Origin of the sequence: Mesorhizobium sp. C399B, assembly GCF_030323185.1 — a bacterium.
Taxonomy (GTDB): Bacteria; Pseudomonadota; Alphaproteobacteria; order Rhizobiales; family Rhizobiaceae; genus Mesorhizobium.
The window spans coordinates 188,817-209,278 of record NZ_CP100472.1 but is presented as its reverse complement, the minus strand read 5'-3'; the positions used below and the strand labels follow the sequence as shown (position 1 = coordinate 209,278).

Annotated in this window: 21 protein-coding genes; 18 read left to right on the top strand and 3 right to left on the bottom strand. The window is 63.0% G+C overall.

Annotated features, from left to right (window positions below; all coding sequences use genetic code 11):
* Positions 1–122 precede the first annotated feature (122 nt).
* The 8 genes from dusB to hflX all read left to right on the top strand — a co-directional run bounded on the left by dusB (position 123) and on the right by hflX (position 10,265).
* Entirely contained in the window at positions 123–1,151 is a 1,029-nt protein-coding gene (dusB, locus tag NLY36_RS01060; protein WP_023736659.1) for a tRNA dihydrouridine synthase DusB, read from the top strand.
* The gene (locus NLY36_RS01055; RefSeq protein WP_023688458.1) at positions 1,148–2,293 is read left to right on the top strand and encodes a two-component system sensor histidine kinase NtrB; all 1,146 of its coding nucleotides are present in this window, start codon (positions 1,148–1,150) and stop codon (positions 2,291–2,293) included. Before dusB ends, NLY36_RS01055 begins: the two co-directional genes overlap by 4 nt.
* On the top strand, positions 2,290–3,747 hold the full coding sequence (gene ntrC / locus NLY36_RS01050) for a nitrogen regulation protein NR(I) (protein ID WP_023710528.1): 1,458 nt from the start codon (positions 2,290–2,292) through the stop codon (positions 3,745–3,747). Before NLY36_RS01055 ends, ntrC begins: the two co-directional genes overlap by 4 nt.
* A 144-nt stretch (positions 3,748–3,891) precedes the next feature.
* Positions 3,892–6,168, top strand: a complete 2,277-nt coding sequence (locus tag NLY36_RS01045) for a sensor histidine kinase NtrY-like (RefSeq protein ID WP_023736658.1) — start codon at positions 3,892–3,894, stop codon at positions 6,166–6,168.
* Positions 6,158–7,519 (top strand): nitrogen assimilation response regulator NtrX, encoded by a 1,362-nt coding sequence (ntrX, locus tag NLY36_RS01040; RefSeq protein ID WP_023668929.1) that lies wholly within the window; start codon positions 6,158–6,160, stop codon positions 7,517–7,519. The genes NLY36_RS01045 and ntrX overlap by 11 nt, the downstream gene beginning before the upstream one ends.
* A 102-nt stretch (positions 7,520–7,621) precedes the next feature.
* Positions 7,622–8,482 carry a D-amino-acid transaminase gene (locus NLY36_RS01035; RefSeq protein ID WP_023736657.1) on the top strand — a complete coding sequence of 287 codons (861 nt, stop codon included), beginning with the start codon at positions 7,622–7,624 and terminating at the stop codon, positions 8,480–8,482.
* Between the two features lie 145 nt (positions 8,483–8,627).
* Positions 8,628–8,873 (top strand): RNA chaperone Hfq, encoded by a 246-nt coding sequence (gene hfq / locus NLY36_RS01030; RefSeq protein ID WP_006202172.1) that lies wholly within the window; start codon positions 8,628–8,630, stop codon positions 8,871–8,873.
* A complete protein-coding gene (gene hflX / locus NLY36_RS01025) occupies positions 8,874–10,265 on the top strand; it encodes a GTPase HflX (protein ID WP_023708495.1) in 1,392 nt (463 codons plus the stop codon).
* Between the two features lie 6 nt (positions 10,266–10,271).
* Here hflX and mazG read toward each other — a convergent pair whose 3' ends face one another.
* From mazG to NLY36_RS01010, 3 genes are all read right to left on the bottom strand, one after another.
* Positions 10,272–11,096 (bottom strand): nucleoside triphosphate pyrophosphohydrolase, encoded by an 825-nt coding sequence (gene mazG, locus NLY36_RS01020; protein ID WP_023688462.1) that lies wholly within the window; start codon positions 11,094–11,096, stop codon positions 10,272–10,274.
* 76 nt (positions 11,097–11,172) lie between these two features.
* Positions 11,173–12,357 (bottom strand): amino acid aminotransferase, encoded by a 1,185-nt coding sequence (locus NLY36_RS01015; protein WP_023668933.1) that lies wholly within the window; start codon positions 12,355–12,357, stop codon positions 11,173–11,175.
* A gap of 129 nt (positions 12,358–12,486) precedes the next feature.
* Positions 12,487–12,924: a DUF3592 domain-containing protein gene (locus tag NLY36_RS01010; RefSeq protein WP_023706554.1), complete on the bottom strand. Its 438-nt coding sequence runs from the start codon at positions 12,922–12,924 to the stop codon at positions 12,487–12,489.
* A gap of 175 nt (positions 12,925–13,099) precedes the next feature.
* Between NLY36_RS01010 and NLY36_RS01005 the strand changes: the two genes are divergently transcribed.
* From NLY36_RS01005 to NLY36_RS00960, 10 genes are all read left to right on the top strand, one after another.
* Positions 13,100–13,633: a sigma-70 family RNA polymerase sigma factor gene (locus tag NLY36_RS01005; protein ID WP_023688465.1), complete on the top strand. Its 534-nt coding sequence runs from the start codon at positions 13,100–13,102 to the stop codon at positions 13,631–13,633.
* Positions 13,630–14,406, top strand: coding sequence for an anti-sigma factor family protein (locus tag NLY36_RS01000; protein ID WP_023736656.1), 777 nt, complete (start codon positions 13,630–13,632; stop codon positions 14,404–14,406). The genes NLY36_RS01005 and NLY36_RS01000 overlap by 4 nt, the downstream gene beginning before the upstream one ends.
* A 38-nt stretch (positions 14,407–14,444) precedes the next feature.
* Positions 14,445–15,161 (top strand): Bax inhibitor-1/YccA family protein, encoded by a 717-nt coding sequence (locus tag NLY36_RS00995; RefSeq protein ID WP_023736655.1) that lies wholly within the window; start codon positions 14,445–14,447, stop codon positions 15,159–15,161.
* A gap of 175 nt (positions 15,162–15,336) precedes the next feature.
* Positions 15,337–16,215 carry an aldose 1-epimerase family protein gene (locus NLY36_RS00990; protein WP_023736654.1) on the top strand — a complete coding sequence of 293 codons (879 nt, stop codon included), beginning with the start codon at positions 15,337–15,339 and terminating at the stop codon, positions 16,213–16,215.
* 23 nt (positions 16,216–16,238) lie between these two features.
* The gene (locus NLY36_RS00985; protein ID WP_023736653.1) at positions 16,239–17,015 is read left to right on the top strand and encodes a pyrroline-5-carboxylate reductase; all 777 of its coding nucleotides are present in this window, start codon (positions 16,239–16,241) and stop codon (positions 17,013–17,015) included.
* Between the two features lie 106 nt (positions 17,016–17,121).
* Complete coding sequence (locus NLY36_RS00980) at positions 17,122–17,898, top strand: DUF8605 domain-containing protein (RefSeq protein ID WP_245260307.1); 777 nt, start codon at positions 17,122–17,124, stop codon at positions 17,896–17,898.
* Positions 17,899–17,950: 52 nt separating this feature from the next.
* Complete coding sequence (locus tag NLY36_RS00975) at positions 17,951–18,871, top strand: alpha/beta fold hydrolase (protein WP_245260306.1); 921 nt, start codon at positions 17,951–17,953, stop codon at positions 18,869–18,871.
* 44 nt (positions 18,872–18,915) lie between these two features.
* A complete protein-coding gene (locus tag NLY36_RS00970) occupies positions 18,916–19,065 on the top strand; it encodes a hypothetical protein (RefSeq protein ID WP_023696109.1) in 150 nt (49 codons plus the stop codon).
* Positions 19,062–19,391: a hypothetical protein gene (locus NLY36_RS00965; protein WP_023696110.1), complete on the top strand. Its 330-nt coding sequence runs from the start codon at positions 19,062–19,064 to the stop codon at positions 19,389–19,391. The genes NLY36_RS00970 and NLY36_RS00965 overlap by 4 nt, the downstream gene beginning before the upstream one ends.
* A 288-nt stretch (positions 19,392–19,679) precedes the next feature.
* On the top strand, positions 19,680–20,441 hold the full coding sequence (locus tag NLY36_RS00960; protein ID WP_023736650.1) for a GNAT family N-acetyltransferase: 762 nt from the start codon (positions 19,680–19,682) through the stop codon (positions 20,439–20,441).
* The last annotated feature ends 21 nt before the right edge of the window (positions 20,442–20,462 follow it).

Genomic DNA, 20,462 nt, shown 5'->3' with positions numbered 1-20,462 from the left:
CGGCTTATGGCGAAGGCCAGCATTTTCCCAAATGCGCCGCAATGTGACGTCATTGCGCGTTGCACAATGCCTTTCTTATGGCTAGAGAATGTGCAGCAATCCGATATGCTTGGTTTTTGTGCATGCCTGAAGTGACAAAATTGGCTTCGCCGCTCGACATTGGCGGCGTGACGATCCGCAACCGCGTCTTCCTCGCGCCCATGTCGGGAATAACGGACGAGCCGTTCCGGCAGCGCGCCTACGCGCATGGCGCGGGCCTGGTCGTGTCGGAAATGGTGGCGAGCGGCGAGCTTGCCAAGGGCAGGGCCGGCTGCGACCTGCGCATCCGTCATTCCGGGCTGCCCGTCCATATGGTCCAGCTTGCCGGCCGCGAGGCCGAGCACATGGCCGAGGGCGCGCGCATCGCTGCCGGCGAGGGCGCCGACATCATCGACATCAATATGGGCTGCCCGGCCAAGAAGGTGACCGGCGGCTATGCCGGCTCGGCGCTGATGCGCGATCTCGACCACGCGCTGTCGCTGATCGAAGCGGTGATCGGCGCGGTCCAGGTGCCGGTCACGGTCAAGATGCGGCTCGGCTGGGACGACAATGCGCTCAATGCACCCGTCTTGGCGCGCCGCGCCGAAGAGGCCGGTGTTAAAATGGTGACCGTGCATGGGCGCACGCGCTGCCAGTTTTATCAAGGCAAGGCCGATTGGGGCGCCATCGCCCGCATCAAGGACGCCGTCTCGATCCCGGTGGTCGCCAACGGCGATGTGTACTCGCCCGCGGAGGCCGCCGAAATCCTTGAACAGTCGGGCGCCGACGCGGTGATGATCGGCCGCGCGCATTATGGCGCGCCATGGACGGCGGGCCGCATTGCGGCGACGGCTGCGGGCGACGCGCTCTCCGGCGTGCCGGAAAGCCCGCAAGCCATGGCCGACTACATCGTTTCCCACTACGAGGACATGCTGACGCTTTACGGCGTCGAAAGCGGCTTGCGCCAGGCGCGCAAGCATCTCGGCTGGTATCTCGATCGCCACGCTGTGGGCGTCACCAATGAAGGGCGCAAAGCCATCCTCACCTCGTTCGAGCCCGCCCGCGTCATGGCCGTGCTGCGTGAGGTGTTTTCCGGCGGGGGCGAGGCCGCATCCATGCGGAGCGCTGCATGAACGCGCCTGCTGCACCGGGCACCGAGATGGCAAATGCTGCCCATATCGTGCTCAACACCATCCGCCGTCCGGTGATCATGGTCGATCCCGATGGGTTCATCACCTACGCCAATGCCGACGCGGAAGACTTCTTCCGCTCCAGCGCCAACATGCTGGCACGCAACACACTGTCCAAACTGATCCCGTTCGGCAGCCCGCTGTTGCAACTGGTCGACCAGGTGCGCGAGCGCCGTGCGCCGGTCAACGAATACCGTGTCGACGTGTCGTCGCCGCGTCTCGGCATCGAGAAGGTCGTCGATCTCTATGTCGCGCCGGTGCCGGAATTCCCAGGCTCGATCGTGGTGATGTTCCAGGAACGCTCGATGGCCGACAAGATCGACCGGCAGATGACACACAGGGGTGCCGCGCGTTCGGTCACCGGCCTTGCCGCCATGCTGGCACATGAGATCAAGAACCCGCTGTCCGGCATACGTGGCGCCGCACAGCTGCTCGAACTCTCGGCGTCCGACGAGGATCGCGCGCTGACCCGCCTCATCACCGACGAGACCGATCGTATCGTCTCCCTCGTCGACCGCATGGAAGTGTTTTCCGACGAGCGACCAATCGACCGCTATCCTGTCAACATCCATGTCGTGCTGGACCATGTGAAGGCAATCGCGAAGAACGGTTTTGCCAAGAGAATCAGGATATTGGAGGACTATGATCCATCATTGCCTCCGGTTTTCGCCAACCGCGACCAACTGATCCAGGTGTTTCTCAACCTGGTCAAGAACGCTGCCGAGGCGATCGGCGGCGACCCGCAGGGCGAGATCGTGCTGTCGACCGCGTTCAGGCCGGGCATCCGCGTTTCCGTTCCCGGAACCCAGGACCGCGTGTCGCTACCGCTTGAATTCTGCGTGCGCGACAATGGGTCCGGCGTTTCGGAAGACATTCTGCCGATCCTGTTCGATCCGTTCATCACCACCAAGCCGAACGGGTCGGGGCTCGGCCTGGCGCTGGTGGCGAAAATCGTCGGCGAGCATGGCGGCATCATCGAATGCGATTCGACGCCGCGCGGCACCACCTTCCGAATCCTGATGCCGGCCTGGAAAGAAACACCCATCGACACTGCCGATGATGAAGGCGAAGGAGACCGCAAATGACGGTTCGCGGCAATATTCTCGTCGCCGACGACGATGCGGCCATCCGCACCGTGCTCAATCAGGCGCTGTCGCGCGTCGGCCATGAGGTGCGCGTGACCTCCAACGCCTCGACGCTGTGGCGCTGGGTGGCGGCGGGCGAGGGCGATCTGGTGATCACCGACGTTGTCATGCCGGACGAGAACGCCTTCGACATGCTGCCGCGCATCAAAAAGGCGCGCCCCGAGCTGCCGGTCATCGTGATGAGCGCGCAAAACACTTTCATGACGGCGATTCGTGCTTCCGAAACAGGTGCTTACGAGTATCTGCCGAAGCCGTTCGACCTGACCGAACTGCTCAACATCGTCAACCGGGCGCTGTCAGAGCCGCGCCGACCGAAGATCGATACGCGACCGGAAGAACAGCCTGACGCGATGCCGCTGGTCGGCCGGTCGGCCGCCATGCAGGACATCTACCGCATGCTGGCGCGCATGATGCAGACCGACCTGACGGTGATGATCTCGGGCGAGTCCGGCACCGGCAAGGAATTGGTGGCGCGCGCGTTGCACGAATATGGCCGTCGCCGCGGCGGTCCGTTCGTCGCCATCAACATGGCGGCGATCCCGCGCGATTTGATCGAATCGGAGCTGTTCGGCCACGAGAAGGGCGCCTTCACCGGCGCACAGAACCGCTCGACCGGCCGCTTCGAGCAGGCCGAGGGCGGCACGCTGTTCCTCGACGAGATCGGCGACATGCCGATGGAGGCGCAGACGCGGCTGCTGCGCGTGCTGCAGCAGGGCGAATACACCACGGTCGGCGGGCGCACCCCGATCAAGACCGATGTGCGCATCGTCGCCGCCACCAACAAGGATCTGCGCACGCTGATCAACCAGGGGCTTTTCCGCGAGGATCTGTTCTATCGCCTGAATGTCGTGCCGCTTCGGCTGCCGGGTTTGCGTGAGAGATCGGAAGACATTCCCGATCTGGTGCGGCATTTCTTCAAGATCGGCGCCAGCGAAGGCTTGCAGACCAAGCGCATTTCGACCGGCGGCATCGAATTGATGAAGCGCTATCCGTGGCCGGGAAACGTGCGCGAGCTGGAAAACCTGGTGCGCCGGCTTGCGGCGCTCTATTCGCAGGACGAAATATCAGCCGAGATCATTGAAGCCGAGCTGAAGACAGGCGAAAGACCGGTCGTTCCCGGCGGCGGCAATTTGATCCCGGACGATCTGTCCATCGGGCAGGCGGTGGAGCACTTCCTGCAGCGCTATTTTGCCTCTTTCGCCGGTGAGTTGCCGCCGGCAGGTCTCTATCAGCGCATCTTGTCCGAGGTCGAATATCCGCTGGTGCTCGCTTCCATGACGGCAACGCGCGGCAACCAGATCAAGGCGGCCGAATTGCTCGGCTTGAATCGCAACACACTGCGCAAGAAGATTCGCGAGCTGGGCGTCAACGTCTACAAATCGTCGAGATCATGAGCGCCTGGCGCCCGAAGTGACGCGAGGTCATCCCCTTTTCAGGGGATCGGCGGCCGAAAGATTTCCGTCACGGCCACACTTGTTGCATAATCGCCACAATGCGTTGCATACATCCGACGCAATCACTGGCTCTTAGACGGCGACATGGCTTCGCAAGCTCTGACATCAAACGAACCGCTTTTCAGCAGACCCGGCCAGAGAGATGGACGGCGGCTGCTTGCGTTGCCCGGCGTTGTGGCAATTGCCGGCGCGCTGGTTACGGCGGCAATCTCGTTTGCGATTCTTGTCGGCGCCACGCCGATCACGCCAGACGCAAACACAACGCTGACGCTGATTGCGGCCAATGCCTTATTTGTGCTGGCGCTGATTGCTCTGGTCGGCCGCGAGGTGCATCGCATCACCATGGCGCGCCGGCACGGCAAGGCGGCGTCGCGGCTGCATGTGCGCATCGTGACGATGTTTGCGCTGGTCGCGGCCATCCCCGCCATCATGGTGGCCATCATCGCCTCGATCACGCTCGATATCGGCCTCGACCGCTGGTTCGAGATTCGCACCAAGGCGATCGTCAACTCGTCGCTGTCGATCGCCGACGCCTATGTGCAGGAAAACGCTCGCAATCTTCAGGGCACGACGCTGTCGATGGCCTACGATCTCGATGCGTCGCGCACGCTTTACGGCCTCGATCGAACCGGCTTTCTCGACCTGATGAACAAGGAGGCCGTCGGCAGGAGCCTGGTGCATGCGGCGCTGGTCAGGGAAGACGGCTCCTTTGTCATGAGCGCGAAGACCGATGCGGATTTCTCTATGCCGCCACCGCCGGAGGGCGCGGTCAGCGCCGCGGCCGACGGCAAACCGGTGCTGATCGAGCCGAAGACGCGCAACATCATGGGCGCCATCATCAAGCTGCGGGAGATCGAAGGCCTCTACCTCTACACCAATCGCCTGGTCGACCCCGAAGTGATCAAGGCGAGGGCGATCGTCCAGTCCAACACCGCCGAATATCGCGGCCTGGAAGACAACAGGCGGACGTCGCAGGTGGCGTTCGCGCTGCCCTATCTGTCACTGACGCTGATCATCATCCTGTCGGCCATCTGGACCGGCATAGCGGTGGCCGACCGTCTGGTGCGGCCCATCCGTCAGCTCATCGGCGCGGCTGACGAGGTTGCGACCGGCAATCTCGATGTCGCCGTGCCGGTACGGCCTTCCGACGGCGATGTCGCCTCGCTTGGCGATACGTTCAACAAGATGCTGCTGGAGCTTAAATCGCAGCGCAACGAGATCCTGTCGGCCAAGGATTTGATCGACGAACGGCGTCGTTTCTCGGAAGCGGTGCTGGCCGGCGTCACCGCCGGCGTCATCGGCGTCGATCCCTACGGCATCGTCTCCATCGTCAACAAATCGGCCGAAACGATGCTGGCCATATCGGCCACGGCGGCGCTGGGGCAGAACCTGTCCGCCGTGCTGCCGCATGTCGGCCGTGTCTTCGAGATCGGCCGCAAATCCGGCAAGCCGGTCTATCGCGAGCAGGTCACCTTCTATCGCACCGGCGCCGAGCGTACCTTCAACGTGCAGATCACCATCGAGGCCGGCGACGACGGCGAGGAGGAGAAATCCTACGTCGTGACTGTCGACGACATCACCGATCTGGTCCAGGCACAGCGCTCGTCGGCCTGGGCGGATGTGGCGCGGCGTATCGCACATGAAATCAAGAACCCGCTGACGCCGATCCAGCTCTCGGCCGAGCGCATCAGGCGACGCTTCGGCAAGGTCATCACCGAGGACCGCGAGATCTTCGACCAGTGCACCGACACGATCATCCGGCAGGTCGAGGATATCGGCCGCATGGTCGACGAATTCTCGGCTTTCGCCCGCATGCCCAAGCCCGAGATGAAAGCCATCGATCTGCGTGAATCGCTGCGCGAGGCGTCGTTCCTGGTCGAAGTCAGCCGCGCCGACATTGCTTTCGAACGCGTGTTCGGCAACGAGCCGCTCAAGGGCACTTTCGATAGCCGATTGATGGCGCAGGCTTTCGGCAACGTTATCAAGAACGCGGCCGAGGCGATTGACGGGCTGGAACAAAAGGACGGTTCGCACGGCATAATCCGGATTCAAGCTGCCCGTCAGAATGGCGCGATCAGAATCGACGTCATCGACAATGGCAAAGGCTTGCCGCGCGAGAATCGCCAAAGGCTGCTCGAGCCCTACATGACGACGCGCGAGAAGGGCACCGGGCTCGGTCTCGCCATCGTCAAGAAGATCGTGGAGGACCATGGCGGGCGGCTCGAATTGCACGATGCGCCCGCGGATTTCCACGGTGGACGCGGCGCGATGATCTCGATCATCCTGCCGCCAGCGCCGCCACGCGGTCAAGGCGAAACGGAACACGAACGAGAAACTGAAAAGGTCGGTAATGGCGTCTGATATTCTCATCGTCGATGACGAGGAAGACATCCGTGAACTCGTCGCGGGCATATTGAGCGACGAAGGGCATGAAACCCGCACGGCATTCGATGCCGACAGCGCGCTCGCGGCAATCGCCGACCGGGCGCCGCGGCTGATTTTCCTCGACATCTGGTTGCAGGGCTCGCGCCTCGACGGGCTGGCGCTGCTCGACGAGATCAAGACGATGCATCCGAGCCTGCCGGTGGTGATGATCTCCGGCCACGGCAATATCGAGACAGCGGTGTCGGCCATCCGCCGCGGCGCCTATGATTTCATCGAGAAGCCGTTCAAGGCCGACAGGCTGATCCTGATCGCCGAGCGGGCGCTCGAAACCTCGAAATTACGGCGCGAGGTGTCCGACCTCAAGCAGCGCAGCGGCGAAACTTTCGACTTGATCGGCATGTCGTCGGCGATGAGCCAGCTGCGCCAGACCATCGAGCGCGTTGCGCCGACCAACAGCCGCGTCATGATCATCGGTCCGTCCGGTTCGGGCAAGGAGCTCGCCGCGCGCGCCATCCACACGCTGTCGACGCGCAAGGGCGCGCCGTTCGTGACGCTGAGCGCGGCCAACATCACGCCCGAGCGCATGGAGATCGAGCTGTTCGGCACCGAATCGAACGGCACCGAGCGGAAGGTCGGCGCGCTTGAAGAGGCGCACCGCGGCATTCTCTACATCGACGAAGTGGCCGACATGCCGCGCGAGACGCAGAACAAGATTTTGCGCGTGCTGGTCGAACAGCAGTTCGAGCGGGTCGGCGGCACGAAGCGGGTCAAGGTCGACGTCCGCATCATCTCCTCGACCTCGCAGAACCTGGAGGCGATGATCGCCGACGGCCGTTTTCGCGAAGACCTCTATCACCGCCTGGCGGTGGTTCCGGTCATGGTGCCGGGACTGGCCGAGCGACGCGAGGACATTCCCTACCTCGTCGACAATTTCATGAAGCAGATCGCGCGCCAGGCCGGTATCAAGCCGCGCCGCATCGGCGACGATGCGCTTGCCGTGCTGCAGGCGCACAACTGGCCGGGCAATGTCCGCCAGCTGCGCAACAATGTCGAACGGCTGATGATCCTGGCGCGTGGCGACGATATCGATGCGCCGATCACCGCCGACCTGTTGCCGTCGGAGATCGGCGATGTCATGCCGCGCACGCCGAACCAGTCCGACCAGCACATCATGGCGCTGCCGCTGCGCGAGGCGCGGGAACAGTTCGAGAAGGACTATCTGATCGCCCAGATCAACCGTTTCGGCGGCAACATCTCGAAGACGGCGGAATTTATCGGCATGGAGCGCTCGGCGCTGCACCGGAAACTGAAGTCGCTGGGGGTCTGATCCCCATTGTTGTTGGTCCAGCGGGCCGTGGCCCGTGCAATTGCCGGTTACGGCAGCGGCGGAATCGCCTAGAAATAGCGAGACTGTTCTGAGGGGTGACCCATGCCGCGCATTGCCTATGTGAACGGGCGCTATGTCGCCCATGCCGACGCTGCCGTGCATATCGAGGATCGCGGCTATCAATTCGCCGACGGCGTCTACGAGGTCTGCGAGGTGGCGCAGGGCTTTGTCGTCGACATGCCGCGCCATCTTGCCCGGCTGAACCGCTCGCTTAGCGAATTGTCGATCGACTGGCCGGTCACCAAGGGCGTGCTGCCGCTTCTTCTGCGCGAAATCGTCCGGCGCAACCACGTCGTCAACGGCCTGGTCTATGTCCAGGTTACGCGCGGTGTTGCCAGCCGCGACTTCGTTTTCCCGGCCGATACACCGTCATCGCTGGTGATTACGGCCAGAAAGGCCGACCCGGCGGCGGCCGCCAAGCGAGCCGAGGCGGGCATCAAGGTCATCACCGTGCCGGAAAACCGTTGGGACCGGGTCGACATCAAGAGCACCGGCCTGCTGCCCAACGTGCTGGCCAAGCAGAAAGCCAAGGAGGCCGGCGCCCAGGAAGCCTGGTTCGTCGACACCGATGGCAACGTCAAGGAGGGCGGCTCGTCTAACGCCTGGATCGTTACAAGGGACGGCGTTCTGGTCACCCGGCCGGCGGAGCATGGCATCCTGCGCGGCATCACCCGCACGACCATGTTCGAAGTGGCGGCAAAGCTCGGGTTGACGATCGAGGAGCGCGGTTTTTCAGTCACTGAAGCCAAGGCTGCGCGAGAAGCTTTCATCAGTTCGGCAACGACAATCGCCATGCCGGTCGTGGCAATCGACGGTGCCGCGGTCGCCAATGGGCACCCCGGTTCGATAACACTTTCATTGCGGCAAGCCTTTTTTGACGTTGCGGAAAAAAGTCCAGCCTGATAACCGCACAGACGGACTGCACATCAATATATCTCGTTCTGCTTGTCGTTACTGACGGCAAGGGGGTGTTTGCAAGCTTGACATGTGCCCGCTAATTTGGCGCATTAGCCTGCAAACCGAAGGGGATCGGCGAAAGACAAGAACAATGGCGGAACGATCGCAAAACCTTCAGGACCTGTTCCTGAATTCTGTTCGCAAGAGCAAAAATCCACTCACCATCTTTCTCATCAACGGCGTCAAGCTGACCGGCGTGGTCACTTCCTTCGACAATTTTTGTGTTCTGCTGCGCCGTGACGGCCACTCCCAGCTCGTCTACAAGCATGCCATTTCCACGATCATGCCGAGCCAGCCGGTTCAGATGTTCGATGGCGAGGAAAGCCAGGGCGCCTGATTGGCACGTGAAAAAGACGCGGACCGCGGCGTCCGCGGGAAACCAGCACATAATTCCGGGACGGAAGCCACAGGTCCGACCCGGGCGGTTGTCATTGTGCCGGTGCTTACCCGGCATCAGCGCAACGATGACGAAACGAACCGTCCACGGCTGACGCGTTCGGCGGATGCGCGCCACGACGAAGCGGTCGGCCTTGCCCGCGCCATCAACCTGGATCTGATCCACACGGCGGTGGTCACCGTCAACGATCCACGCCCGGCAACCTTGCTCGGCAGCGGCAAGGTCGCGGAATTCGCCGAGATCGTCAAAGAGGGTCACGCGGAGGTGGTCATCGTCGACCATCCGCTGACGCCGGTGCAGCAGCGCAATCTCGAAAAAGAAATGAATGCCAAGGTGCTCGACCGCACCGGATTGATCCTGGAGATTTTTGGCGAGCGCGCGCGGACCAAGGAGGGCACGCTGCAGGTCGAACTTGCCCATCTCAACTACCAGAAGGGCCGCCTGGTGCGGAGCTGGACCCACCTTGAACGCCAGCGCGGCGGAGCCGGCTTCCTCGGCGGCCCCGGCGAAACCCAGATCGAGTCGGACCGGCGGCAGCTGCAGGAAAAAATCATCAAGCTCAAGCATGAGCTGGAAACGGTGCGCCGCACCCGCGACCTGCACCGCGCCAAGCGCAAGAAGGTGCCGTTCCCGGTGGTGGCGATTGTCGGCTACACCAATGCCGGAAAGTCGACGCTGTTCAACCGGCTGACCGGGGCCGACGTGCTGGCCGAAGACATGCTGTTTGCAACGCTCGACCCGACGCTGCGCCGCGTGCGCCTGCCGCACGGCACGCCGATCATCCTGTCGGACACAGTCGGCTTCATTTCGGACCTGCCGACGCATCTGGTCGCCGCCTTCCGCGCCACGCTGGAAGAGGTCGTCGAGGCCGATCTGGTCATCCATTTGCGTGATATCTCAGATCCGGATACGGCCGCCCAGGCCGAGGACGTCGAGCGCATCCTTGCCGATCTCGGTGTCGACGCTGGCGATGCGAACCGGGTCATCGAGGTGTGGAACAAGGTCGACCTTCTCGACGACGGCAACCGGGAGCGCCTGCTCGCCGACGGCACTGACGCCAACAAGGCGCCGCCGATCGCCATCTCGGCGGTCACCGGCGAAGGCATCGATGCGCTGAAGGCGCTGATCGAGACCAGGATGTCGGGCGAACTCGAGGAATTGACGGTGACGATCGAACCGCCGCAGTTCGGCCTTGTCGACTGGCTATACCGCAATGGCGACGTCGTTTCGCGGGTAGACAATGAGGATGGCAGCGCGACCATCGCACTCAAGGCCACGCACACCGCCCGGCAAGAGATCGAAAGCCGATTGCACCGCAAAAACAGGCAGTAAGCCTGATTATTTCACGCCCTTGGCCTGCTGCCAGAGCACTTCCATCTCGTCCAGCGTGGCTTTTTCGAGCGTGCTTCCCGATGCATCGATCGCGCGCTCGACATAGTGGAAGCGCGAGCGGAACTTTTCGTTGGTGCCGCTAAGCGCCGCTTCCGAATCGAGCTTGAGGTGACGCCCCAGATTGACGACGGCAAACAGCATGTCGCCGAATTCGTCCTTGATCTCAGCCGTTTCGCCCTTAGCCAGTGCCTCGCGCAGCTCGCCGATCTCTTCCTCGATCTTGTCGAGGATGGGTGCTGCCTCGCTCCAGTCGAAACCGACACGCGCTGCCTTTTCCTGCAGCTTCAGCGCACGAGTCAAAGCGGGCAGGGCGACGGGCACGCTGTCCAGGAAACCCTTGCCATGGTCTTCGGGGTCGAGGCCGCGGGCGAGGCGCGCACTTCGCTTTTCGGCTTTTTCCTCAGCCTTGATCTTTTCCCACATGCCCTTTGCCATGCCGGCGCTGCGCGCCTTCTCGTCGCCGAAGACATGCGGATGGCGCCGGATCATCTTGGTGGTGATGGCCTCGACCACATCACCGAAGGCAAAATCGCCGGCTTCCTCAGCCATCTGCGCGTGGTAGACGACCTGCAGCAGGAGATCGCCGAGTTCGTCGCGCAGATCGTCGAGATCGCCGCGCGCAATGGCGTCCGCCACCTCATAGGCTTCCTCGATCGTATAGGGCGCGATGGTCGAGAAATCCTGCTCGATGTCCCAGGGACAGCCGGTCTTCGGCGCCCTGAGCGCCGCCATGATCTCGATCAGCCGGGAAATGTCGCGCGAAGGTTTCATGCGGCGAATGCTATCCCGCTGCCTGTCGTGCGGCCAACGGCGTCAGCCGGAGAGGGGAGATTGTCCACAGCGAGCTTCAGCCGAGTACCGACACAACCGCCTTGGCGAGGTCATCCATGCCGTCCTCGGGCAGGCCGGCGACGTTGATGCGGCTGTCGCCGACCATGTAGACGCCACACTCGGCACGCAGCCGCTCGACTTGCGCCTCGGTCAGGCCAAGCCTGGAAAACATGCCGCGATGGCTGGCGATGAAGTCGAAGCGGTCGGAGTTGGACTGCCGGCGCAGCGCGTCGGCGAACTGGACCCGCAGCCTCAGCATGCGCAGCCGCATCTCCTCCAGCTCCGCCTCCCAGTCGGCGCGAAGGCCATCATCTTCCAGCACCGTGCGCACGGCGGCGGCGCCGTGGTCCGGCGGCATCGAATACATGGCGCGCGCCGCCGCCAGCATCTGGCTCATCGCGACATCGGCTTGCGCGCTATCCTTCGCCAGGATCATCGCCGCGCCGACGCGGTCGCGGTAGACGGCAAAGTTCTTCGAGCAGCTCGAGGCAACGACCATTTCAGGCACCTTGCCCGCGAGAAGGCGCAAGCCGGCCGCATCGGCGTCCAGGCCTTCGCCAAAGCCCTGATAGGCAATGTCGACAAAGGGCAACAGCCCGCGCTCGACGACAAGATCGGTGACGCTGGCCCATTGCGCGATATCGAGATTGGCGCCGGTCGGGTTATGGCAGCAGCCATGCAGCAGCACGATATCGCCGGGCTCGGCTGCGCCAAGCGTTGCCAGCATCTCGTGGAAGCGCACCGCGCCGGAAACGGCATCGAAATAGGGATAATCGCGCACCTTGAGGCCGGCCCCGCGCATCACCGGCGGGTGGTTCGGCCATGTCGGGTCCGACAGCCAGACGGTTGCGTCGGGGCGGGTCCGCTTCAACAGCTCCGCCACCAGCCGCAGCGCGCCGGAACCGCCAGGCGCTTGCGCGGCGCGGATGCGCGTCATGTCGGCAGCGGGGCCGAAGGCCAGCTTGACCATCGCCGTGTTGAAGCCGGTGTCGCCGGCAAGGCCGAGATAGGTCTTGGTGTCCTGGTCCTGCAGCAACCGCTTCTCGGCCTCGCGCAGGGCGCGCATGACCGGCGTCCTGCCGTCGCGGTCCTTGTAGACGCCGACGCCGAGATCGATCTTGCCGGGGCGCGGATCGGCGCGATAGAGGCCGATCAAGGCGATGATCTTGTCGGCCGGGGCAGGTTGCAGGGTCTCGAACATCAATACGGCTCCAATGGCGGCGGAGTAATACGCAAAGCGGCCGCGTTTCGCCAGTGCTTCCATCTGCGCCAGTCCGCTAGCGTACTGGACCGTTACGCCAAGCTTTGTCTGTACGGCAGGGGTCGGCGGCTATGGCGACGGGTTCATTCCAATCCGCCGGATAAGCACCCGTCCAATCACGGCGAGACCGATGCCGGTCAGCAGGGAGAAACCGCCGAGCATGCCGGCCAGCCCGGCAAGGAACCAGCGTCCGGCGAAGCTGTCGACGGAGGCATTTTGCGGATTGGTTGGGTCGTAAGCGACAGGGACGCTGTCGCCATCACCCCAGAACGAGCTGTGGACGGCATTGTTGAAGCGGATGACGGTGCCGTCGGCGGTCGAGAACTCGATGCGGGGATTGTATTCGGCGGCGACAATCCTGCCTGTCGCCGAAGCGGTACGAGGGCCGTACATCTCGACGATGGCCAGCACGCCGGAAGCGATCAGTCCGACAATGCCAAAGATGATGAACACCCTGCCGACGATCGGCAACGCTGCAAAACCCGTTACACGACTACCATTGGCCATCTTTTGCTCCTGGGACAGACGGATAAGGCTAGACTTCATCCATAAAGCAAACATCTGCCGCACGGGAGATGGGTAAGTGCGCAGCGGACTTCTGATTGCATGATGCCTATTGTGGCGACGCAAAAAAGTTTTGGTGGCGATGGATTAAGATCCCCGCCTGTTTCGTAAACGGGGCATGAAACGGTCGATGCCACGCTTCGATATTGTCGGACAGCTGGGTTCGCTCAGGCGCTACGCACGCTCGCTGACGCGCGACGGCACTGACGCCGAGGATCTGGTGCACGATGCGCTGGTGCGCGCCTACGAGCGGCGCGACACATTCCGCTCGGGCGGCAATCTGCGGGCATGGTTGCTGTCGATCGTCCACAACGCTTTCATCGACAAGATGCGCTCGCGCCGGTCGGAAGCAGCGCGTGTCGAGCAGGCCGGCTATCTCACCGATGCCAGCACGCCGGCGCCTCAGGAACATTCCGTGCGACTGGCGCAGGTGCGCGAGGCCTTTTTCAGTCTGCCGGAGGAGCAGCGTTCGGCGCTGCATCTGGTCGCCATCGAGGGCCTTTCCTACCAGCAGGCCGCCGACGCCAGCGGGGTGCCGCTGGGCACGCTGATGTCGCGCATCGGCAGGGCGCGCGCAGCACTGCGCGAGATGGAAAACGCTGCACCTTCGCCGGCCAAAAGCCATCTGAGGATCGTGGGAGACCCGTCATGACCGACCTGTTGCGGGACCCGGTGACCGATACCGATCTCGATTCTTATGTCGACGACCAGCTGGATGTCGCGCGCCGCATCGAGGTCGAGGCGTTCCTCTCGGTTCGTCCGGAGGCTGCGGCGCGGGTGATGTCCGACTTGAGGACGCGCGACGAACTGCGCCTGGCGCTGGCTGCTTCCACAGGCATGGCGCGGCCGGCGACGACTGAAGTCGCGCGCCGGCTGGGCAGGGGACTGGCCAGTCGCCGCGTCTTCGCCGTGCTGCAGCGGGCGGCCGCGGTCGCCGTCTTTGTCGCTGCCGGCTGGCTGGCGAACGGCCTCTTCGGGCCGCTGCTGGTGACCAAGGTCGTGGCTTCGCCGCCGCCGCCCGCCTATGTCGAAGAAGCGATCCGGGCGCACAAGACGACGCTCATGCGCGAGGCGATGCCCTCGCAGCTGGAGGCGCCCAACTACAATGGCGACGAAATCCGCGCCGCCACCGCAATCGTCATGCCATCGCTGCCCAAGGACTGGAAGGTCCGCGACGTGCAGATCTATCCGTCGCGCTTCGGGCCGAGCGTCGAGGTGGCGCTGGAGACGAAGGATATGGGGCTGGTCTCGCTGTTTGCGATCCGGCCCGGAACCTTCGACGTGGTCAAGCCTGCCATCGCGCCCTCCGGCGACATCTCCTCTGCCTATTTCCAGATCGGCGAGGTCGCGTACGCGGTCGTCGCGCGCAGCGGTGTCCACGACCTCGACCGCGCCGCCGAGACGCTTGCCAAGACACTTTACTGATCAGGACACTTTACTGAGACCACATAAGGAGAACCCGCATGAATACCCCTGACCTCGGATACCGCATGGGCACTGGCGCGCGCGCCGGCGCCGTCTATGACGAGGGCCTGCGCAGCCACATGCTGCGCGTCTATAACTATATGGGCATCGGCCTCGTCGTCACCGGCATCGTCGCCATGGTGGTCGCTTCCACGCCGGCCCTCTACGTGCCGATCTTTTCCAGCCCGCTGAAATGGGTGCTGATGCTGGCGCCGCTCGCCTTCGTGTTGCTGTTCTCGTTCAAGATGCAGACGATGTCGGCGGCGAGCGCCCAGTTGATGTTCTGGGCCTTCTGCGCGGTGATGGGCCTGTCGCTGGCTTCGGTGTTCCTGGTCTTCACCGGCACCAGCATCGCGCGCACCTTCTTCATCACCGCCACGATGTTCGGCGCCACCAGCCTCTACGGCTACACGACCAAGCGCGACCTGACCCAGTTCTCGTCCTTCCTGATCATGGGCCTGATCGGTGTGGTGATCGCCAGCGTCGTCAACATCTTCCTTGGCTCGACCGCGCTGCAGTTCGCCATCTCGGTGATCGGCATTGCCGTCTTTGTCGGCCTGACCGCCTGGGACACGCAGACGATCAAGGAACAGTATGCGGAGAATTTCGATGCGGAATCGCAGCAGAAGCTCGCCGTCTTCGGCGCGCTGTCGCTGTACCTGAACTTCGTCAACATCTTCCAGCTGTTGCTGAATTTCACCGGCGAGCGCGAATAGTCGAACCGTAGCAGGGCAACAATCTCGATCTCGCAGTGGCCGGAGGAGAATCTCCGGCCACCGTCGTTTTTGCCGTCGAGACATCGCTCCTCTATCAGCGCGATGTCGCTGCGCCCTTGAGTCCATGCGGGCTTTTGCTAACCTGCCGCTCGCACGCAGCTTTCCGCGAGAACGCATGGAACAAGTGACGCTTCACGGCGACGGCATTTCGGCGACCATTGTCGGGCAGGGGGCCGAGCTCGTCTCCTTGCGCAATGCCGAGGGTCTGGAGTTTTTGTGGCAGGCCGGGCCGGAATGGCGGCGGCATTCGCCGGTGCTGTTTCCGATCGTCGGCCGGCTGAAGGGCGACCAGCTTCGCCATCGGGGCCAGGTCTATCCCCTGACGCAGCACGGATTTGCCCGCGACAAGCCATTTGTGTGGGCTGACGCGAGCCCCCGATCCTGCACGCTGGTGTTGACCGACGATGCCGATACACGCACGCGCTATCCGTTCGCCTTTCGCCTTGCCATCACCTACACGCTCGAGCGTCGCGAACTTGGTGTGAGCTTCGAGATTGCCAACACCGGCGACGAGACGCTGCCAGCCTCCATCGGTGCACATCCGGCTTTCAATTGGCCATTGCAGCCGGGGCTCGCCAAGACAGACTACCACCTGACCTTTGCCCAGGACGAGCCGGCGCCGATCCGCCGGCTGAAGGATGGCCTGGTGGTGGCTGCACCACAGCCGACGCCCATCGAAGGCAAAACGCTGGCGCTTTCCGAACAGCTGTTCGAGGCAGACGCCGTGATCCTCCACCGGCCGGCCAGCACCAGCGTGCGCTATGCCGCCGCGAACGGTGCGGCGATCGAGATGTCGTGGCAGGGTTTTAGGGAATTGGGCATCTGGTCGAAGCCGGGCGGCGCTCCGTTCCTGTGCATTGAACCCTGGCACGGGCTTGCCAGCCCCGTCGATTTCGATGGCGAGTTCGCGGCCAAGCCGGGCGTGATGCTGATCGCGCCCGGTGAAAAGCGTGTGCTGAGCTATCAGGTACGGCTCTACCATGCGCCACTGTGACCGATGAACCAGAGATAGGCGCGATGAAACTTGGCTTCATCGGCACGGGTGCCCTTACAGCGGCCATTGTCAGCGGGCTCAAATCCGTCGCGGATAACTCCGTCTCCGTGCTGCTGTCGCCGCGCAATGAAGAGATCGCCGCAGAGCTGGCGGCCCGTTATCCGGATGTGCGTATCGCTGATGACAATCAGGCGGTTCTCGATCAATGCGAACTAGTCATGCTGGCTGTCCGGCCGCAAATTGCGCATGACGTCCTGCCGGGTTTGCGGTTTCGGCGCGAGCATCACCTCATCAGCTTGATCGCCACGCTGCCGCGCGAGGAGATTGCCGGCTTGACCGCACCCGCGCACCAGGTGACGAAAGCGCTGCCCATGCCGATGATTGCCCACCGGCTGGGGGCAACGATCATCTGCCCGCCGGATGCCACTGTCGCTGCCTTGTTCGGCAGTCTGGGGAAAGTGATCGAGGTCGAGAACCCAGCCGAATTCAATGCGCTGAGCGTGGTCACCGCGACCTATGCCAGCTACTTCAGATATCTCGATACGATCAACAGCTGGCTCAAGAAGAATGGCGTCGAGGAAGGAAAGGGGCGCGATTACATCGCATCGCTTTTCAAAGCCTTGGGATGCGCTCCTGATATGTCGCCGGATGCCGACTTCATGCATCTGGCGCAGGACTATGCGACGCGCGGCGGCATCAACGAACAGGTTCTTCGCGAACTCACGGCGCGAAACGTGTTCGAGGCGCTCACCGAGAGCCTGGACGGCGTACACCGGCGCATCGTCGGCGATACGCCTTGATGGGCGGTACCTTGAAATTCCCTGATGATCAGGAGTATGGCTCCACCGGATGTTCCGGACCGTTCGGGAGGGTCGGAGGATGCCTGGATGCTTGAAATTGGGCTTTGTGACAGCGGTGCTGGCTATGCTGATTGTCTTTCCGGTCGCTGCCGCCGACATCGACCGCGCCAGCCTCTACCGCGCGCAATCGGTGACCAGCGGCACTGGCGAGGAGAACCGGGCGTGGGGCCTGGCGCCGTGCCTTGAAGAGGTGCTGGTCAAGGTTTCCGGCGACCCGCGGCTGATCGGCGACCCGCGTGTTGCGGACATGAGCCGGCACGCGACCGACTATGTCATTGGTGTCGGCTACCGCGACCTGCTCAACAACCGCCCGCCGCATGACGAGCAGGGCACCCACGACCGGCCGCATTACATCACCGCCGATTTCGACCCGGACAAGATCGATGCCTTGCTGGCGTCGCTCGGGCGCAAACCGTGGGCGGTGCCGCGGCCAAAAATCGTCGCACTGCTGGATGTAAGGCCGATGAAAGGCGACGGCTTCACGCTGGTGCGCGATGGCGGCGGCGAGCTTGCGGCGGATATGCGCGTTGCGCTGGCGGACGCGGCGCACCGGACCGGTTTGCCGCTGGAGTTGCCTCGGCCGTCCGACGTCGCGCTCGCCGACGTGGCCAACACGCTGGATGGGGACGCCCTGCTTGCCGGCACTTTGGTATGGCGCCAGGAAGCGCTGGGCTGGGTCGGCGACTGGCGGTTCAGCTTCAAGGATAAGGAGTATCGCTGGCAGGTACGTGGCGTCAGTTTCGACGATGCGTTCCGCAACGCCACGCGCGGAACGCTGCAGATCCTGTCGGGCAATGGAGAGCCGGAAGCCGTCACGCCCTGACTTCAAGGGAACCTTCTTGCCGGAGCGCCGTAAACAAAGTGGCGGGCAAGCTTTGAGCAAGGAGGTAGAATTGCAACATCGCCGGATCGACGTTGACGGAAACAGCATCTTCTATCGCGAAGACGGCCCGCCTGATGCTCCCGTCCTCCTGCTGCCGCACGGCTATCCGTGCTCGTCCTATCAATTCCGAAGGTTGATGCCGGCACTTGCCGATCGCTGGCATACATTCGCGCCGGACTTTCCCGGCTTTGGCTACAGCGCCACGCCCGAAATGTCGGTTTTTGACTATGACTTCGATGCCTATGCCGGGTTTCTGACAGCTTTCGCCGATGCGCTCGGCATGTCGCGCTATGCTCTCTGGCTGCACGACTATGGCTCACAGATCGGACTGCGCCACGCCATCGCACATCCCGAGCGCATCGCCGCACTCATTATCCAGAACGGTGACATCTACGAGGACGTTCTCGGGCCGAAATACGCTGGGATAAAAGCCTATTGGAATGAGAAGACGCCCGAAAAGCATCGGCCGTTGGAAGAGGCGGTAAGCGAGGAGGGCTTCCGGCACGAGTTTGTCGGAGAGGTGGATGACGCTGTAGCCGAGCGCGTGCCTCCCGATCTTTGGAAACTCCACTGGCCTTTGATGGACACGCCGATCCGCCGGCGGCTCGCGGTCAACCTGATGGAGAAGTTGGAGGCGAACCTCGGCTGGTTCCCCCGCTATCAGAGCTTTCTGCGCGAGCACCAACCTCCGACGCTCATCGTTTGGGGTCCCGAGGATGGTTACATGCCGGCGCAATCGGCGCATGCCTACCAGCGCGATTTGCCGGAAGCAGAACTTCATCTCATCGGCGGCGCCGGCCACTGGTTGCTCGAAACCCATTTCGATGAGGCGCTTCCGCTGGTGCGCGATTTTCTGGCGCGCGTCCACAGTCAGGAAGCGAAAGGGACGGGCAGGGCGGCCGGCCGGGCGTAGACCCCTCCGTTGCGGTCATCGGATCGATCTGCAACCATGGCGTCATGATGGAAAAGTCTGCCGCGCCCTGGCCTCTGCTGCAAATCGCGATCGAGCCGAAGTCGCGGGCCGATCAGGAGAAGCTGCTTGTCACTTCGTCCAAGCTCGCGCCTGACGACCGCGACCCGTCCGCTGCCATGGCCATGGCCAGATGACGTCGCCAAAATTCTCCTCGCGGGCAGGGTTCCTTGTCGGCCTCGGCATCACGCCCGTCGCCTTTTTCCTGGCGCTCTATTCGGCCGGAGCCGGGCATGGCGACTATGGGCTGGCGCGACTTCTCTATCCGGTCCCCATGCTGGCAACGCTGTTGACCAACACAACGATCACCGGCCTTTCCATCGGATTGGCTGCGCTGCAGTTTCCTGCCTATGGGGCATTTGTTGCGGGCGCCGGCGGCTCCAGATGGCTGGCCCTTGGCGTCTTCCATCTTGTTGCAATCGCAGCAGCCTTCAGCGGCCTCCTGGAAAGCTTCTCGGGATGACGCTCCTGTTCGTTATCCTGGTGCCAGCCCGTCGAGCAGGAAGTCGAGGCCTTTGCGAAAGGCGCCATCCCTTGAGAAATGAAGACCACGCCAACTCATTTCGCCACTGCTTCGTCAACGTTCCTCCCGCCAAGCAATCAGAGCCGCCGGCCTGCATCTCAGTCAGCAGCCACATATGAAAGTCGCATAAGATAGATTATGGAACTTATGCATCAGGCTGCAGCTGGGAAAGGACGCGGACTTTCATAGGGCTTGGCATGAGCCGTTGGCCAACGCTACGCTGTGTCGATGACGACAGGAAAGCGTGACATCGAAGCGGCGATCGAAGTGTTCGTGCACGGCTTCAGCACCGACAAGAGCCGCACCTTTCCATACGAAGCCAGCCGCGTCGGACCCTTGTGGCTGATGCGCGATGCCGAGCGCAAGAATGCACGCGACTACCGTGGCGAAGAATGGATCGTCCATGACGTCGCCGCCGAGGAAGCCGATGCCATCGTGCGGCAGCATGCGCGGCCGGGCTTTGCCGTTTCGGTCGTGATCGCGAATGACGGCCCGGACGAACCAACGCGAACGGCCTACAAGGCGCTCGGCTACCGGCTGCTGCGGACGGAAGGCTTTTTCATCCAGTCGCTGCGCCAAATTCCAGACCCGCCAGCAATCGTCTCTATCGAACGCGTGAGGACGGCTGAACGCGCTGCACAACTGGGAAAGGTCATACGCAGGCGGCCACTTCCAGACGATCAACTCGGCGACGATGCGCCGTTTCGCCAGTATGTGGCGCTCGATGGCGACGCCATCGTCGGGCGTGTGCGCAGCATAGACGCCGTCGGCGCCACATGGTGCTCGGCAATGTTTGTCGAGCCTTCGCACCGGCGTCGAGGCATCGGCCAGGCGCTGATGGCCAAAATGCTGCATGACGACAAAGCGCATGGGTCGCGGTGCTCGATGCTGTTGGCGACGCGTGCCGGAGCGCTGCTTTATCCCCGCATGGGCTATGAGCGGATTGGAACGCTGCTGATCTTCGCGCCGAAGAACCGAACGTCCTTATAAACATCTGCTCGTATCATGCTG

What these genes read in the sequence shown, in the direction of transcription:
- hfq (WP_006202172.1), top strand. Translation starts at nt 8,628, where the DNA reads ATGGCGGAACGATCGCAAAACCTTCAGGACCTGTTCCTGAATTCTGTT.
- NLY36_RS00995 (WP_023736655.1), top strand. Translation starts at nt 14,445, where the DNA reads ATGAATACCCCTGACCTCGGATACCGCATGGGCACTGGCGCGCGCGCC.
- NLY36_RS00990 (WP_023736654.1), top strand. Translation starts at nt 15,337, where the DNA reads ATGGAACAAGTGACGCTTCACGGCGACGGCATTTCGGCGACCATTGTC.
- NLY36_RS01010 (WP_023706554.1), bottom strand. Translation starts at nt 12,924, where the DNA reads ATGGCCAATGGTAGTCGTGTAACGGGTTTTGCAGCGTTGCCGATCGTC.
- dusB (WP_023736659.1), top strand. Translation starts at nt 123, where the DNA reads ATGCCTGAAGTGACAAAATTGGCTTCGCCGCTCGACATTGGCGGCGTG.
- NLY36_RS01005 (WP_023688465.1), top strand. Translation starts at nt 13,100, where the DNA reads ATGAAACGGTCGATGCCACGCTTCGATATTGTCGGACAGCTGGGTTCG.
- NLY36_RS01045 (WP_023736658.1), top strand. Translation starts at nt 3,892, where the DNA reads ATGGCTTCGCAAGCTCTGACATCAAACGAACCGCTTTTCAGCAGACCC.
- NLY36_RS00970 (WP_023696109.1), top strand. Translation starts at nt 18,916, where the DNA reads ATGATGGAAAAGTCTGCCGCGCCCTGGCCTCTGCTGCAAATCGCGATC.
- NLY36_RS00965 (WP_023696110.1), top strand. Translation starts at nt 19,062, where the DNA reads ATGACGTCGCCAAAATTCTCCTCGCGGGCAGGGTTCCTTGTCGGCCTC.
- NLY36_RS01035 (WP_023736657.1), top strand. Translation starts at nt 7,622, where the DNA reads ATGCCGCGCATTGCCTATGTGAACGGGCGCTATGTCGCCCATGCCGAC.
- mazG (WP_023688462.1), bottom strand. Translation starts at nt 11,096, where the DNA reads ATGAAACCTTCGCGCGACATTTCCCGGCTGATCGAGATCATGGCGGCG.
- NLY36_RS01055 (WP_023688458.1), top strand. Translation starts at nt 1,148, where the DNA reads ATGAACGCGCCTGCTGCACCGGGCACCGAGATGGCAAATGCTGCCCAT.
- ntrX (WP_023668929.1), top strand. Translation starts at nt 6,158, where the DNA reads ATGGCGTCTGATATTCTCATCGTCGATGACGAGGAAGACATCCGTGAA.
- ntrC (WP_023710528.1), top strand. Translation starts at nt 2,290, where the DNA reads ATGACGGTTCGCGGCAATATTCTCGTCGCCGACGACGATGCGGCCATC.
- NLY36_RS01015 (WP_023668933.1), bottom strand. Translation starts at nt 12,357, where the DNA reads ATGTTCGAGACCCTGCAACCTGCCCCGGCCGACAAGATCATCGCCTTG.
- NLY36_RS00985 (WP_023736653.1), top strand. Translation starts at nt 16,239, where the DNA reads ATGAAACTTGGCTTCATCGGCACGGGTGCCCTTACAGCGGCCATTGTC.
- NLY36_RS00960 (WP_023736650.1), top strand. Translation starts at nt 19,680, where the DNA reads ATGACGACAGGAAAGCGTGACATCGAAGCGGCGATCGAAGTGTTCGTG.
- NLY36_RS01000 (WP_023736656.1), top strand. Translation starts at nt 13,630, where the DNA reads ATGACCGACCTGTTGCGGGACCCGGTGACCGATACCGATCTCGATTCT.